At 67.7% G+C, this 15,557-nt stretch carries 15 protein-coding genes and 1 pseudogene; 13 read left to right on the top strand and 3 right to left on the bottom strand.

Annotated elements, in window-relative coordinates; translation table 11 throughout:
- From DIE04_RS23140 to DIE04_RS23100, 9 genes and pseudogenes are all read left to right on the top strand, one after another.
- Positions 1-204 (top strand): annotated as a pseudogene (locus DIE04_RS23140) (porin); the annotation flags it as partial.
- 392 nt (positions 205-596) lie between these two features.
- Complete coding sequence (locus DIE04_RS23135) at positions 597-2,102, top strand: PQQ-binding-like beta-propeller repeat protein (protein ID WP_185500411.1); 1,506 nt, start codon at positions 597-599, stop codon at positions 2,100-2,102.
- 145 nt (positions 2,103-2,247) lie between these two features.
- Entirely contained in the window at positions 2,248-2,853 is a 606-nt protein-coding gene (locus tag DIE04_RS23130; RefSeq protein ID WP_124523154.1) for a M17 family peptidase N-terminal domain-containing protein, read from the top strand.
- Positions 2,854-3,115: 262 nt separating this feature from the next.
- Positions 3,116-4,069, top strand: a complete 954-nt coding sequence (locus DIE04_RS23125; protein WP_044847783.1) for a choline ABC transporter substrate-binding protein — start codon at positions 3,116-3,118, stop codon at positions 4,067-4,069.
- 100 nt (positions 4,070-4,169) lie between these two features.
- Positions 4,170-5,099, top strand: coding sequence for a 3-keto-5-aminohexanoate cleavage protein (locus DIE04_RS23120; protein ID WP_006484708.1), 930 nt, complete (start codon positions 4,170-4,172; stop codon positions 5,097-5,099).
- An 85-nt stretch (positions 5,100-5,184) separates the two neighbouring features.
- Positions 5,185-6,150 carry an L-carnitine dehydrogenase gene (locus DIE04_RS23115; protein WP_044847784.1) on the top strand — a complete coding sequence of 322 codons (966 nt, stop codon included), beginning with the start codon at positions 5,185-5,187 and terminating at the stop codon, positions 6,148-6,150.
- 6 nt (positions 6,151-6,156) lie between these two features.
- A complete protein-coding gene (locus DIE04_RS23110; RefSeq protein WP_124523156.1) occupies positions 6,157-6,645 on the top strand; it encodes a thioesterase family protein in 489 nt (162 codons plus the stop codon).
- A gap of 36 nt (positions 6,646-6,681) precedes the next feature.
- Positions 6,682-7,641, top strand: a complete 960-nt coding sequence (locus tag DIE04_RS23105; RefSeq protein WP_124523158.1) for an alpha/beta hydrolase — start codon at positions 6,682-6,684, stop codon at positions 7,639-7,641.
- Positions 7,642-7,664: 23 nt separating this feature from the next.
- Positions 7,665-8,861 carry a TauD/TfdA family dioxygenase gene (locus tag DIE04_RS23100; protein ID WP_124573289.1) on the top strand — a complete coding sequence of 399 codons (1,197 nt, stop codon included), beginning with the start codon at positions 7,665-7,667 and terminating at the stop codon, positions 8,859-8,861.
- 210 nt (positions 8,862-9,071) lie between these two features.
- Here the strand turns inward: DIE04_RS23100 and DIE04_RS23095 are convergent, their stop codons facing one another.
- The 3 genes from DIE04_RS23095 to DIE04_RS23085 all read right to left on the bottom strand — a co-directional run bounded on the left by DIE04_RS23095 (position 9,072) and on the right by DIE04_RS23085 (position 11,033).
- Complete coding sequence (locus DIE04_RS23095) at positions 9,072-9,374, bottom strand: DUF4148 domain-containing protein (protein WP_124485209.1); 303 nt, start codon at positions 9,372-9,374, stop codon at positions 9,072-9,074.
- Positions 9,375-9,588: 214 nt separating this feature from the next.
- The gene (locus DIE04_RS23090; protein ID WP_124523162.1) at positions 9,589-10,575 is read right to left on the bottom strand and encodes an oxidoreductase; all 987 of its coding nucleotides are present in this window, start codon (positions 10,573-10,575) and stop codon (positions 9,589-9,591) included.
- Positions 10,576-10,742: 167 nt separating this feature from the next.
- On the bottom strand, positions 10,743-11,033 hold the full coding sequence (locus DIE04_RS23085) for a DUF3331 domain-containing protein (RefSeq protein WP_044847789.1): 291 nt from the start codon (positions 11,031-11,033) through the stop codon (positions 10,743-10,745).
- Between the two features lie 677 nt (positions 11,034-11,710).
- Here DIE04_RS23085 and DIE04_RS23080 point away from each other — a divergent pair.
- The 4 genes from DIE04_RS23080 (at position 11,711) to DIE04_RS23065 (ending at position 15,547) form a co-directional block, all read left to right on the top strand.
- Complete coding sequence (locus DIE04_RS23080) at positions 11,711-12,475, top strand: SDR family oxidoreductase (protein ID WP_124523164.1); 765 nt, start codon at positions 11,711-11,713, stop codon at positions 12,473-12,475.
- Between the two features lie 68 nt (positions 12,476-12,543).
- Positions 12,544-13,386: an ureidoglycolate lyase gene (locus DIE04_RS23075; protein WP_124523166.1), complete on the top strand. Its 843-nt coding sequence runs from the start codon at positions 12,544-12,546 to the stop codon at positions 13,384-13,386.
- Between the two features lie 23 nt (positions 13,387-13,409).
- Positions 13,410-14,687 carry an L-fuconate dehydratase gene (locus DIE04_RS23070; protein ID WP_124523168.1) on the top strand — a complete coding sequence of 426 codons (1,278 nt, stop codon included), beginning with the start codon at positions 13,410-13,412 and terminating at the stop codon, positions 14,685-14,687.
- 83 nt (positions 14,688-14,770) lie between these two features.
- Positions 14,771-15,547, top strand: a complete 777-nt coding sequence (locus DIE04_RS23065) for an SDR family oxidoreductase (protein ID WP_124523170.1) — start codon at positions 14,771-14,773, stop codon at positions 15,545-15,547.
- The last annotated feature ends 10 nt before the right edge of the window (positions 15,548-15,557 follow it).

Raw genomic sequence — 15,557 nt, 5'->3', positions numbered from 1 at the left:
GGCCACGCGATCATGTACGTGCTCGGCACGACGTACAACCTGTCGAAGCGCACGTTCCTGTACGGGACGGTCGCGTACGTGCGCAACGGCGGGAATTCGAACTTCTCGCTGCTCGCGTCGCCGCGCGACGCGACGTCGGGCACGAGTCCGATGACGGGTGAGTCGCAGACGGGCGCGTATGTGGGGATGATGCATACGTTCTGAGCGGCGGATCTGCCGGTGCATCGGCTTCAGGGTTCGCGCGTCGTCGCGCGCTGTCGTCACGGGCCCGCATGTTTCATCGGCGCGTGTGGTGGTTTCATGCAGTGGTCCTATGTTTCGTGCTTCGCAACCGAACTTTGGGTATTGGTATTCACGCTGCGTCAAATGATTCATCCCGGCCATGTCGATCTTTTCCCCGCTTTTGAAAGCACGCGCAGGTCGGGTATCGCCAGCGTCCCGGTCGCTTCCAGTCGCCCCGGCGCGCCAGTTTTTTTCACCGCGGCCGTTTCGGTTCGGCCGGTCATCAGTCACTCTTCTCTCGGTAAGGTGATGTCATGAAAACATCCAACAAGCAGCATGCCGGACTTGCCTCGTGGCGTCGGCGTACGCCGGCCATGATCGGAACGCTTGCCCTGTTCGGCATGCTCGCAAGCGGCCCGGGTGCGGCGGCGGACTGGGTCTTTGCCGGGCAGGGTGTCGACAACACGCGTACCGCGCCGGACGAGCGCGTCATCGGCGTCGACAACGTCTCGCAGCTTGCGCCGCGCTGGACGCTGGATACCGACGGCAACGTGTCGGCCACGCCGACCGTCGCCAACGGCACCGTGTATGTGCCGGACTTCGGCGGCTCGCTGTGGGCGGTCGATGCCGCCAGCGGCAAGGTGAAGTGGAAGAAGAAGATCACCGAATACAGCGGCATCGACAACGATGCGTCGCGCACCAGCCCGGCCTACTGGGAAGGCACGCTGATCTTCGGGCAGGGCACCCAGGTTGCGAACAACCCGACCGGCGCGTTCGTGCTGGCAGCGAAGGCAGAGGATGGCGCGCCGCTGTGGCGGACCAAGGTGGATTCGGATCCGACCGCGATCATTACCCAGTCGCCGATCGTCGATCGCGGCGTGGTGTACGTCGGCCTCTCGTCGCGTGCCGAGGCGCTCAAGGACAAGCCGACCTATCGCGGCGCGGTGGTCGCCCTCGACGCCAGGACCGGCAAGATGCTGTGGAAGACCTATATGGTGCCGAAGGGATATACCGGCGGCTCGGTGTGGGGCAACACGGCGGCGGTCGATCATGAAACCGGCCTGCTCTACGTGACCACGGGCAACAACTTCTCGGTTCCGCCGGGTCACTGCCGTTACCCGACCCAGAAGAACTGCAAACCCGATACGCCTGCCAACATGATCGACAGCTTTGTCGCGCTCGACCTCAAGACCGGCAGGATCGTCTGGCATACCCGTACGTTGGCGGCCGACATGTCGACCAACTACGACCACGACGACGGCCCGGACTACGATTTCGGCTCGGGGCCCAACCTGTTCAAGGCGACCATCAACGGGAAGGAGAGGACGTTGGTGGGCGCAGGCGCGAAGAGCGGCGTGTACTGGGCGCTCGATCCCAAGACCGGCAAGGTGGTCTGGCAGACGCAGGTCGGGCCGGGCAGCCTGCTGGGCGGCATGCTGTGGGGGACGGCCGCCGACGGCAAGCGCATCTACGTTTCGATCGGCAACCTGGACGGAAAATCGATCGACGTCGACAACGGTCCGAACGGCCAGAAGACGACCAAGGGCGGCATCTGGGCGGCGGTCGACGCCGCCACCGGCAAGGTGCTGTGGCGCACGGCCGACCCGCAGGGCAAGATGGACACGGTGGCGATGTCGGCCGCAAACGGGGTCGTCTATGCCGGCTCGTTGGCCGGGACGGGCGCGAGCATGTATGCGCTCGATGCGGCGACGGGCGAGATCAAGTGGAGCTACGAGAACAACGGCGCGGTGGTGTCGGGCGCTGCCATCGTCGACGGGTCGGTGTACTGGGGGGCGGGCTACCACACCAAGGTACTCGGTCTGCCGTACGACGGCACGAGTCACAAGCTCTATGCGTTCGGTCTTGCCGCCAGGCAATAAGCGCAACGCAGATACCGGCGTACGCGGATGACGGGTTGCTCGTGCGCCGGCGCAAGCCCGGCCAGGCGGATGAAGAGGCGCAACGCCGGACACCGGGGCGCGCGCTGCGCTCCGGACCCTGTTCCAATCTTGCGGGAGAGACGATTTGGTTCTTCGACACAATATCGGTCGTTGGCGGGAGGTGGCCTTCGAGGTCGCCGCATGGGATGGCGTAGGCGCGCAGGTCGACCTTTCCTGTGGCTGCATGTTTGCCCGCGAGGCGACGGGCGATGGCCCGACCGGCGGGTTACGCCATCTCGACCTCGCACTGTCGGGGGCACTCATCGGCTTGCGGCGCGAGGGCCGTTTTCTGGCCGCGCCGATGGAAACGCTGTGGATCAGCCATCCGCCCGCGGGCATCGCGGCGCGTTCCTTGTTGCTGGTCGGGCTCGGCGATCCGGCAAGCTGGACGATCGCAAGAACCGCCGATGCCGTCGCCACGGCCGCGCGGACGGCGATCCAGCAAGAAGTCGAAAGCGCGGCCTTTGCGCCGAGCATACTCGACGGCGGGCTGACGACCGCCGCCACCGAAGGCATGCCGCAGGCCATGGTGAAGGCCGTGCTGGCCGCGATCGACACCGGGTATCGGGTCGCGGAGCTGGGTCTTGCCGCGCCCCCCGCGCTGCGCCGCTGGGTGTTCGACGTCGGCGCGGCGCGCTTCGACGGCGCCGTGGAGCATTTCGGCAACGCGCTTGCAGCCGCACGGACCTGACTGACCCCGTTTGGCTGTCGCGTACGGCATCTCATGACGCCGCATCCGGACAAACCCCTCCTCATCGAAATTCGTCCCAAACCCCCGCCATACAAGCCGCTCCCTGCGCATAGTGGTTTCCACCCATAGTCGCAAATAGTCAAGAACAGGTCGCCGGCGGTCGTCTTGCGGTGAATATGGCTCGTTACTTTTACTCCCACGATGCAGGCCGGGACGCACTCCGCGCACCGTCGGACATCGGTCCAACCGAAGGGGAGAAACCATGAAGTCGACAAAGATCGCCGCGTTCGTCGCGGCCGTGCTGGCGACCGGCGCGTTCGCGACCGCGGCGCAGGCCGAAACGGATGCCGCGACTTGCCGCAACGTACGCTTCGCGGATATCGGCTGGACCGACATCACGTCCACCACGGCGCTCGCGTCGACGGTGTTCGAAGGGCTCGGCTACAAGCCGACGACGACGATCGCATCGGTGCCGATCTCGTTCGCCGGCCTGAAGAGCAAGCAGCTGGACATCTCGCTCGGCTACTGGTGGCCGGTGCAGCAGAAGCAGCTCCAGCCGTTCCTCGACAGCAAGTCGATCAACGTGGTCGAACCGCCGAACCTGTCGGGCGCGAAGGCGACGCTCGCGGTGCCGAGCTACGAATACCAGGCCGGCCTGAAGACCTTCGAGGACATCGCGAAGCACCGCGCGGAGCTCGACGGCAAGATCTACGGGATCGAGCCGGGCAGCAGCGCGAACGCGACGATCCAGAAGATGATCGACACGAACCAGTACGGCCTCGGCGGCTTCAAGCTGGTCGAATCGAGCGAGGCGGGGATGCTCGTCACGGTCGAGCGCGCGATCCGCGACAAGAAGTGGGTCGTGTTTCTCGGCTGGGAACCGCATCCGATGAACATCCAGATCAGCATGAACTACCTGTCCGGCGGCGATGCGGCGTTCGGCCCGAACTACGGCGAAGCGCGCGTGTACACGCTGACGGCGCCCGACTTCATCTCGCGCTGCCCGAACGCGGGCAAGCTCGTCGAGAACCTGCGCTTCACGACGCAGCTGGAGAACCAGCTGATGCAGTCGGTGATGAACAAGACGAAGCCGGCCGACGCCGCGAAGGCGTACCTGAAGAAGAATCCGCAGGTGCTCGATGCCTGGCTCGCCGGCGTCAAGACGTTCGACGGCAAGGACGGCCTGCCTGCCGTGAAGGCCTATCTCGGCCTGTAACGGCCCGCACGCGCCGCGAGCGGGCGGCGCGCAGCGAAAAATCATCTGCAGTACGACGGAAATCGAGCGACACGAACCGAAGCAAACGAGGGCACTCAGCATGAACCACGAAGTCATCATCACCTGCGCGGTCACCGGCGCGGGCGATACGGTCGGCAAACATCCGGCGATTCCGGTCACGCCGAAGGAAATCGCGGCCGCCGCGATCGAGGCCGCGAAGGCCGGCGCGACGGTGGCGCACTGCCACGTGCGCGATCCGCAGACGGGCCGCGGCAGCCGCGACCCGAACCTGTACCGCGAAGTGGTCGACCGGATCCGTTCGGCGGACGTCGACGTGATCATCAACCTGACGGCCGGCATGGGCGGCGATCTGGAGATCGGCCCGGGCGAAGACCCGATGCGCTTCGGCAAGGGCACCGATCTCGTCGGCGGCCTCACGCGTCTCGCGCACGTCGAGGAACTGCTGCCGGAAATCTGCACGCTCGACTGCGGCACGCTGAATTTCGGCGACGGCGACTACATCTACGTGTCGACGCCCGCGCAACTGCGCGCTGGCGCCAAGCGCATCCAGGAACTCGGCGTGAAGCCGGAACTGGAAATCTTCGATACGGGCCATCTGTGGTTCGCGAAGCAATTGCTGAAGGAAGGGCTGCTCGACGATCCGCCGCTGTTCCAGCTGTGCCTCGGCATTCCGTGGGGCGCGCCGGCCGACACCGGCACGATGAAGGCGATGGTCGACAACCTGCCGCCGGGCGCGCACTGGGCCGGCTTCGGGATCGGCCGCATGCAGATGCCGATGGTCGCGCAGGCGATGCTGCTCGGCGGCCACGTGCGCGTGGGCCTCGAAGACAACATCTGGCTCGATCGCGGCGTGCACGCGACCAACGGCACGCTCGTCGAGCGTGCGCGGGAAATCGTCGAACGGCTCGGCGGCCGCGTGCTGACGCCGGCCGAAGGGCGTCGCAAGCTCGGCCTGCCGGCGCGTGGCGAGCGCCTGCTCGAACGCCGCGCGGTGGCCGAGTTCGCGTGAGTTTCAAGGCTGATTCCGCTTCAATGCGGCGGCGCGCACGGGTGCGCCGCCGTCCGATTCTCCTCGATTTGAAGGATGTGTTGACATGGCAGTGAAGACCGACATCAAGACGTTCGCCGCGATCGGCACCGGCGTGATCGGCAGCGGATGGATTTGCCGTGCGCTCGCGCACGGTCTGGACGTGGTCGTGTGGGACCCCGCGCCGGACGCGGAAGCGCGCTTGCGCGCGAGCGTCGCGAATGCATGGCCCGCGCTCGAACGCGTCGGCCTCGCGCCGGGCGCCGATCCCGCGCGGCTGCGCTTCGAGTCGACGATCGAGGCCTGCGTCGCCGACGCGGACTTCATCCAGGAAAGCGCACCGGAGCGCGAGGCGCTGAAGCTCGAACTGCACGAACAGATCAGCCGCGCGGCGAAGCCGGACGCGATCATCGCATCGTCGACGTCGGGGCTGCTGCCGACCGACTTCTATGCGCGGGCGACGCATCCGGAGCGCTGCGTGGTCGGTCATCCGTTCAATCCGGTCTACCTGCTGCCGCTCGTCGAGGTGCTCGGCGGCGCGCGCACCTCGCCGGAAGCGGTCGAGGCGGCGATGGAGATCTATCGCAAGCTCGGCATGCGGCCGCTGCACGTGCGCAAGGAAGTGCCGGGCTTCATCGCGGACCGGCTGCTCGAAGCGCTGTGGCGCGAGGCGCTGCATCTCGTCAACGAGGGCGTCGCGACGACCGGCGAGATCGACGATGCGATCCGCTTCGGCGCGGGCATCCGCTGGTCGTTCATGGGCACGTTCCTGACGTACACGCTGGCCGGCGGCGACGCGGGCATGCGACACTTCATGCAGCAGTTCGGCCCCGCGCTCGAACTGCCATGGACGAAGCTGGTCGCGCCGAAGCTGACCGATGCACTGATCGACAGCGTCGTCGAAGGCACGAGCGAGCAGCAGGGCACGCGCAGCATCAAGGAACTCGAGCGCTATCGCGACGAGTGCATCACCGAGGTGCTGAAGGCGATCGCCGCGGTGAAGGCGCGGCACGGAATGCGATTCGAGGACTGAACGAACATGACAGGCGATACCCCGCTGACGATCTACCGCGACGTCGTGCGGCCCGAATGGGTCGACTACAACGGCCATCTGCGCGACGCGTTCTATCTGCTGATCTTCAGCTTCGCGACCGATGCGCTGCTGGACCGCATCGGTCTCGACGACGCCGCGCGTCGCGAGCGGGGCCGCTCGGTCTACACGCTCGAAGCGCACGTGAACTATCTGCAGGAGATCAAGGAGGGCACGCGCGTGCGCGTCGATGCGCGCGTGCTCGCGCACGACGCGAAGCGGCTGCACCTGTATCTCGAACTGTTCGCCGACGGGCACGACGGCGCGGTGTCGGCGAGCGAGCAGATGCTGCTGCACGTCGACACGCGCAACGGCGCGAAATCGGCGCCGTTCGACGACGACGTCGCCGCGCGCGTGGCCGAACTGCATGCGGTGCAGCGCGATTGCGCGGCCCCTGCGTATGCGGGCCGCGTGATCGGACTGCCGCCGCGCCGCTAGCGTCGACGTTCAACCCTGGACCGCGGAGCGCACACGATGCTCGAACCGGAAATCGCGGCGTTCGTCGCGGCCGTCGACGCGTGGTATCCGGCCGACGCAGCGGCGCGCTCGCCCGACGAGCAACGCCGCGTCTACGATCGCTTCGCGGCCGCATGGACGCCCGCCGAACTGCCGGCCGGCATCGTCCGGCACGATGCGGTGTGGCATGCGCCGGACGGACGCGCGATCGCGCTGCGGCGCTATGCGCCCGCGCACGGTGAGCCGCGCGGCACCGTGCTGTTCTTTCATGGCGGCGGCTTCGTCGTCGGCTCGCTCGACAGTCATGCGTTGATCACCGCGCAACTGGCGGCCGACACGGGGCTTGCCGTGATCGCGGTCGACTACCGGCTCGCGCCCGAGCATCGCGCGCCGGCCGCGCTCGACGATTGCCTGGCCGTCACGCGCGCCGTGCGCGACGCAGCGCACTGGCCGTTCGACGCGTGCGCGCGACCGCTGACGCTCGCCGGCGACAGTGCCGGCGGCAACCTCGCGGCCGCCGTCGCGACCGCGCTGCGCGATGCGGGCGAAGGCGGCATCGACGGGATCGCGCTCGTCTATCCGATGCTCGGCTTCGAACCGCAATCGCCGGCGCGCGAAACCGAGGCACACGCGCCGATGCTGACGCTCGACGACGTCCATCGCTATCGCGCGTTGTACTGGGGCAGTGAACGCGACGATGCGCCGGGCGATGACGATGGGCTGCTGCGCGCCTCGGTGCCGCTCGCGGCGGCGCGTTTCGACGGCCTGCCGCCCGTGCTCGCGATCGGCGCGGAACACGATCCGCTGCGCGACGATGCGCGCGTCTATGTCGAACACATTCTCGCGGCCGGCGGCGCCGCGCGTTACTGGATGGGAGAGGGGCTGGTGCACGGCTGCTGGCGCGCGCTCGGAACGAGCCCGCAGGCCGCGCGGATGCACCGGATGATCGGCGGGTTTCTGCTCGCACCACACGCGTAGCGGGCGTTTTCCGGGAGGCAACGATGCAGGCAGCGCAACACCGTATCGAGGACTGGCGGACCTTTTCCGCCGACGCCGCCATTGCGGCGGCGACGATCGGCGAGGGTGCGGTGAACGTCGAGTGGAGCGACACGCGACGATCGCCGTTTCACTTCGACTGGTTGCGCGACAACTGCGCGTGCTCCGCGTGCGTGCATGCGCTCACGCGCGAACAGGTGTTCGAGATCGCCGATGCGCGCGAGGATCTGTCGGCGCTCGTCGTGCATGTCGAAACCGACGGCGCGCTGCACGTCGAGTGGAACGACGGGCATCGCAGCGCCTGGTCGCCGGGATGGTTGCGCGCGCATGCTTACGACGATGCGTCCCGCGCGGAACGCCAGGCCGCGCACGGGCGGCACGTGTGGACCGGCGACGATGCGACGGCGATCGGCGTGTTCGCGTGGCGTGACGTGATGAAGGACGACGGCGCGTTGCTCGCCTGGCTCGCCGCGTTGCAGCGCACGGGGCTGACGCTCGTCGAGGGCGTGCCGGCCGAACCCGGCCGGGTCGACCAGATCGCGCGGCGTGTCGGCCTGATCCGCGAAAGCAATTTCGGCGTGCTGTTCGATGTCGAATCGAAGCCGCGGCCGGACAGCAATGCCTATACGTCGCTGAACCTGCCGCCGCACACCGACCTGCCGACGCGTGAATTGCAGCCGGGCGTGCAGTTCCTGCACTGCCTCGCGAACGACGCAACGGGCGGAGACAGCGTGTTTCTCGACGGCTTCGCGCTCGCGGATGCGCTGCGGCGCGAATATCCGGACGATTTCACGCAACTTGCGTCGACACCGTTCGAGTTCTGGAACAAGAGTGCGAACAGCGACTACCGCTGTTCGGCGCCGGTGATCGGGCTCGATGCGCGCGGCAACGTGACCGAGGTGCGCGTCGCGAACTTCCTGCGCGGGCCGCTCGATGCGCCGGCCGGCGCCGTCGCGGCCGTCTACCGCGCGTACCGGCGGTTTCTCGCGCTCGCGCGCGAGCCGCGTTTCCGCGTGCAGCGCCGGCTGCGGGCGGGCGACATGTGGGCGTTCGACAACCGGCGCGTGCTTCATGCGCGCACCGAGTTCGATCCGTCGACGGGCCGCCGGCATCTGCAGGGCTGCTACGTCGATCGCGACGAACTGCTGTCGCGCTGGCGTGTGCTGTCGCGTGCGCTGCTCGCGGCTGCCGCCGGGCGCTGATCGGCGCATTCGACTTCCGCAGTCGACTTCGTTACGCATACCTCGCCGGAGAAAAAGCGCCCGGACGCAAGGCGCCCGGGCGAAGCCACCCGCTGCCGGGCGGCGGAGGTATGCGTTTTCACAAAAAAAGACGAGCCCGCATGAGGGGCTCGTCCGGATCCAGCTTCTTCATCGCGCGATGCGCGGTGCGCCCGCCGGGGGCGCGTCGGCTTACTGGCCGAAGAAGACCGAGTCGCGTGCGTTCGACGACGCTGCGGCAGCCGGGGCGCCCGAGTGGACGACCGGAGCCGGTTGCGCGCCGTAGCCGCTGGCGTCGGCACCATGAACGCGCGCTTCCGCCGACTGGATGTCGTTCGGGTAGTACGGGCTCGACACGCCCGGCTTGTAGCCGGCTTGTTCGAGCTGAACCAGTTCGTTGCGGACTTGAGCGCGGGTCACGGTGCTTTGTGCGAAAGCGCCGAACGAAGCGGACAGGGCGACAGCGGCAACAACTGCGGAAACGAGCGATTTCATGATGACCTCCGGTGTTTTATTGGGTTCGCTTGCGACACCATGTCTGCAGCGATTGACTAAATCTTAGTCACCGGGTCGTTGAGGGTAAACGCTGATTTTGACGATAGATTGTTTCCAGGGCGGTAACAGTGGGACGCCGGATCAGGCTTTCATCCTGCTTTCGTTTCTGTAAGTGTAATAAGTATGAAGAATGTTGAGGCGGCACGCGCGGGATTCAGCGCGCCTCGGCGGCCGCATCGAACGGCTTGGCGGGCGGCCGGCCGGCGGACGCGCCCGAACTCAGGAAACGCACGCCCGTCGCGGCTTCGGAGGCCTCCCACAGCAGAGCCGCGAGGGCCACGTCGCGTGCCGCGCGCGGCACGCTCGCCGGTGCCGGCAGGCCGCGCGACTCGAGCCAGCCGGACGGCCCGATGTACGAGCCGCCGGCGAGGTCGGGCGACGTCGCCGCATGAATCGCGGGCAACGCACCCTGCTCGGCCGGTTGCGCGAGATAACGGTTCGCCGCGCGCATCAGCGCGGCGCGCGTGGGCGAACTGTCCATCGCGGGGCCCGCGAACTGCAGGTTGGTTGCCGCGTAGCCGGGATGCGCGGCGACGCTGATTCCCGCGAACCCCGCGCGCTGGAAGCGGCGCTGCAACTCGAGCGCGAACACCAGGTTCGCGAGTTTGCTGTCGCAGTAGGCGAGATAACGGTTGTAACGGTGCTCGGCGCGCAGGTCGTCGACCCGGATCCGGCCGCCGCGGTTGAAGCCGCTCGACATCGTCACGACACGCGCGCGCCGGGCGGCGCGCAGCGCGGGCAGCAGATGGCCGGTCAGCGCGAAATGGCCGAGGTGGTTGGTGCCGAACTGCATCTCGAAGCCGTCGTGCGTGTGCCGCAGCGGCAGGAACATCACGCCGGCGTTGTTGCAGAGGATGTCGACGCGGCCGTGGCGGTCGGCGACGTCGGCGGCGAAGCGCCGGATCGACGCGAGATCGGCGAGGTCGAGCTGATCGACTTCGATCTGTGCGGCGGGATGGAGCCGGCGAATCGCAGCGGCGGCGTGGGCGGCGCGCGCGGCATCGCGGCAGCCCATCACGACCGTCGCGCCCTTGGCGGCCAGCGTTTCCGCGATATGCCAGCCGAGGCCGCTGTTGGCGCCGGTCACGACCGCGACCTTGCCGCCTTGCGCCGGGACGTGGCGCGCGCTCCATGCATGCATGTCTGCCTCCATCGGCGTGGCAGTGCGCCACGACGCGTAATCGTTACATTGGGTGGTGTAACGATAGTCCGCGCAGGCGGGACAGACAAGCGGGGGAATTAGACCGGCGGTTCTAGGGCGCGCCAGCGCATCAGGCCGCGGGCCCCGGCACGGGTGGCCGGCGGGCGTTACCGGCTCCCGGCCAGCGCGAGCACTTCGGCCGCGGAGATCATCGCCGCCGCGTTCGCGGGTGCCGGGCGCTCGGCCGGGCGGAACACTTCGTCGCCGCGCTGGATGACCTGGCGCGACAGCGCGCAGGTGCCGGTGCGCTGCGCGAAGCGGCGGCGCCAGCGCTGTTCGCCGTAGTGACAGCGGCCGGGTTCGACCCAGCGGACGACGAGCAGCGTATCGGAGCGTTCCAGAATTTCGACGTGGACGTCGGCGGGATCGAGCACAGGCAGGGATTTGGAGGCCTTCATTTGCCGTTTCCTAAAGCTCGTGCGGTTTCGGCCGTGGCAGTGGATGTCACTACCCGAGGGCGAATCCGTAGCGGTTTCCATGAGTGGTGCGCTAAATGTAAGCGTCTGTGACCGGAAAAAACATCCTGTCTGGCTCAAATTACCTTTTGCCGAATCAGAAACAATCGACGCGCATTTTCGTGAAAAAGCCAACGACAAAAGCGCCCCGGACGCGCACGCCCGGGGCGGAAAATCGGCCCGCGCCCCCGTGTCTGCTCGCTCAGTCACGTGGACACCGGGGGGACGGAGACGCCCGTCAGGGATCGGCGACGGGCGGGGGGGCGGTGTCCGGGGAAGCGCGGTCCGGCAACACCATGATCGCGCGCGCCCGCCGTTGACACCCTGACGGGAACATGACTTTTTTGTCAGTTTCGCGGTGCCGACGGAGCGACTCCGATGCCCCGGGGTCGCGAAAACGCCCACCGGTATTGGCTTTGCGCGATACGCGGCCGATCGGCGGAACCTGAAAAATACGGTAATCGAAGCCCGCCGCAGCGCCTTCCGCCCGATTCTCCCGCTCGGGAAAATACTGAATCACACGAACGTGACAAATCCGGAATCTGTTCCTATGATTGGTTGGACCTTTAGTCCTTTGTGCCAATCAGCCGGCCCGGCCGGCTTCTTCGGGAGAGGTGCTCATGAGATTGCAGGGCAAGCGCGCGCTGGTGACGGCGGCCGGGCAGGGTATCGGCCGCGCGACCGCGCTGCGGTTCGCAAGCGAGGGTGCCGACGTGCTGGCGACCGACATCAACGAAGCCGCGCTCGCGCAACTCGCGGCCGACGCCGAACGCGCGGGCGGCCGGCTGGCCACGCGGCGGCTCGACGTGACCGATGCGGGCGACGTGGCCACACTCGCCGCGCAGGAGCGCGCGTTCGACGTGCTGTTCAACTGTGCGGGCTTCGTGCACCACGGCTCGATCCTCGACTGCGACGACGCCGCGTGGGCGTTCTCGCTGAACCTGAACGTCACGTCGATGTACCGGCTGATCCGCGCGCTGCTGCCGGCGATGCTGGCTGCGGGCGGCGCGTCGATCGTCAACATGGCGTCGGCCGCGTCGAGCGTGAAGGGCGTGCCGAACCGGTTCGTCTACGGCACGACCAAGGCGGCCGTGATCGGCCTGACCAAGTCGGTCGCCGCCGATTTCGTCGAGCAGCGCATCCGCTGCAACGCGATCTGCCCGGGCACGATCGAGTCGCCGTCGCTGGAGCAGCGGATCGCCGAGCAGGCGCGCACGCGCCAGGTGTCGACCGATACCGTGCGCCAGGCGTTCGTCGCGCGTCAGCCGATGGGCCGTATCGGCACCGCGGACGAAGTGGCCGCGCTCGCGCTGTATCTCGCGTCCGACGAAGCGTCGTTCACGACCGGCGCGATTCACCTGATCGATGGCGGCTGGTCGAACTGACCGCGTCTAGCCGACCGCGTGTAGCCGACCGCTTCCTTCCACTCACTTTCCATTTCCGCTCACACCACATGAAACTGCTGAGATTTGGCGACAAACACCATGAAAAGCCGGGCCTGCTCGATGCGCAGGGCAGGATCCGCGACCTGTCGGGCGTGATCGACGACGTCGCCGGCGACGCGCTCGCACCCGCGTCGCTCGCGCGGCTGCGCGAGCTCGACCCGGCGTCGCTGCCGCTCGTCGAAGGCGCGCCGCGGCTCGGCGCGTGCGTCGGCCGCGTCGGCAAGTTCATCTGCATCGGCCTCAACTATTCCGACCACGCGGCGGAATCGGGGATGGACGTCCCGAAGGAGCCGGTCGTGTTCGGCAAGTGGACGAGCGCGATCTCGGGGCCGAACGACGACGTCGAGATCCCGCGCGGCTCGGAGAAGACCGACTGGGAAGTCGAGCTGGGCGTCGTGATCGGCCGGGGCGGCCGCTATATCGACGAAGCCGACGCGCTGTCGCACGTCGCCGGCTACTGCGTGGTGAACGACGTGTCGGAGCGCGAGTACCAGCTCGAACGCGGCGGCACGTGGGACAAGGGCAAGGGCAACGATACGTTCGGCCCGCTCGGCCCGTGGCTCGTGACGGCCGACGAAGTGCCCGATCCGCACGCGCTGCGGCTGTGGCTGGAAGTGGACGGCCACCGCTACCAGAACGGCACGACCGCGACGATGGTGTTCCGCGTGCCGCACCTGATCAGCTACCTGAGCCGCTTCATGAGCCTGCAGCCGGGCGACGTGATCTCGACCGGCACGCCGCCGGGCGTGGGCCTCGGGCAGAAGCCGCCCGTCTATCTGCGCGCCGGGCAGGTGATCACGCTCGGCATCGACGGGCTCGGCGAGCAGCGCCAGCGCACCGTGCAGGCCTGAAACCCTTTCCCGGACGGTTCGCCATGCCTATCATTCGATCGATGCGCGTCCTCGACGTGCGCTTCCCGACCTCGCGCCAGCTCGACGGTTCCGATGCGATGAATCCGGACCCCGATTATTCGGCTGCGTACGTCGTGCTCGAAACCGACCGCGACGGGCTCGAAGGCCACGGGCTCACGTTCACCATCGGGCGCGGCAACGAAATCTGCTGCGCGGCGATCGACGCGATGCGTCACCTCGTCGTCGGCCTCGACCTCGACTGGATCCGCGAGGACATGGGCCGCTTCTGGCGGCACGTGACCTCGGACAGCCAGTTGCGCTGGATCGGCCCCGACAAGGGCGCGATCCACCTGGCGACGGGCGCCGTCGTGAACGCGGTGTGGGATCTGTGGGCGAAGGCTGCGGCCAAACCGCTGTGGCGGCTCGTGGCCGACATGAGCCCCGAGGACATCGTGCGCGCGATCGATTTTCGCTACCTGACCGACTGCCTGACGCCGGACGAAGCGCTCGACCTGCTGCGCCGGCAGGCGCCGGGCAAGGCCGAGCGGATCGCGATGCTCGAGCGCGAAGGCTACCCGTGTTACACGACGTCGGCCGGCTGGCTCGGCTACAGCGACGACAAGCTGCGCCGGTTGTGTCACGAAGCGGTGGACGCCGGGTTCGATTACGTGAAGCTGAAGGTCGGCGCGAACCTGGAGGACGACATCCGCCGCGTGACGATCGCACGCGAGGTGATCGGCCCGGACCGCAAGCTGATGATCGACGCGAACCAGGTGTGGGAAGTCGACGAGGCGATCGACTGGGTGCGCGAGCTGGCGTTCGCGAAACCGTGGTTCATCGAGGAGCCGACGAGCCCCGACGACGTCGAAGGGCATCGCAAGATCCGCGAGGCGATCGCGCCCGTGCAGGTCGCGACCGGCGAGATGTGCCAGAACCGCGTGATGTTCAAGCAGTTCATCGCGCGCGGCGCGATCGACGTCGTGCAGATCGATGCGTGCCGGCTCGGCGGCGTGAACGAGATACTCGCGGTGATGCTGCTGGCCGCGAAGTACGGGCTGCCGGTGTGTCCGCATGCGGGCGGCGTCGGGCTGTGCGAATACGTGCAGCATCTGTCGATGATCGACTACGTGTGCATTGCCGGCACGAAGGAAGGGCGCGTGACCGAATACGTCGATCACCTGCACGAGCATTTCGTCGAGCCCTGTGTCGTGCGCGGCGCGGCGTACCTGCCGCCGACGGCACCCGGCTTCTCGATCGAGATGAAGCCGGCATCGCTCGAGCAGTACCGGTTCCGCGGCTGAAGCGCGCAGCGCGCAGCACGACGGCGCACGACGACCCGCGCATGACCTGCGCGCGGCGACAACATGAACGACGGAGACGCGAAGTGGATTTGAATCTGCAAGACAAGGTCGTGATCGTGACCGGCGGCGCGTCGGGCATCGGCGCCGCGATCTCGATGCGGCTTGCCGGCGAAGGCGCGATTCCGGTGGTGTTCGCGCGCCACGCGCCGGATGACGGCTTCTGGCGCGCACTCGCGCAGAAGCAGCCGCGCGCCGCGTGCGTGTCCGTCGAGCTGCAGGACGACGCACAGTGCCGCGACGCAGTCGCGCAGACCGTCGCGCGCTTCGGCCGCATCGACGGCCTCGTCAACAACGCGGGCATCAACGACGGCGTCGGGCTCGATGCCGGGCGCGACGCGTTCGTCGCGTCGCTCGAACGCAACCTGATCCACTACTACGTGATGGCGCATTACTGCGTGCCGCACCTGAAGGCGACGCGCGGTGCGATCGTCAACATCTCGTCGAAGACGGCCGTCACCGGCCAGGGCAACACGAGCGGCTATTGCGCATCGAAGGGCGCGCAGCTCGCGCTGACGCGCGAATGGGCGGTCGCGCTGCGCGACGACGGCGTGCGCGTGAACGCGGTGATCCCGGCCGAGGTGATGACGCCGCTCTACCGGAACTGGATCGCGGGCTTCGACGACCCGGAAGCGAAGCTCGCGGAAATTGCCGACAAGGTGCCGCTCGGCAAGCGCTTCACGACCGCCGACGAGATTGCCGACACGGCCGTGTTCCTGCTGTCGGCGCGCGCATCGCACACGACGGGCCAGTGGCTGTTCGTCGACGGCGGCTATACGCATCTCGATCGCGCGATCGGCTGAGGGCGGCGAG

It is taken from the genome of Burkholderia sp. Bp8994, assembly GCF_003853805.1.
Taxonomy (GTDB): domain Bacteria; phylum Pseudomonadota; class Gammaproteobacteria; order Burkholderiales; family Burkholderiaceae; genus Burkholderia.
The sequence above is the reverse complement of the archived record's forward strand: the minus strand, read 5'-3'. Positions and strand labels throughout refer to the sequence as shown.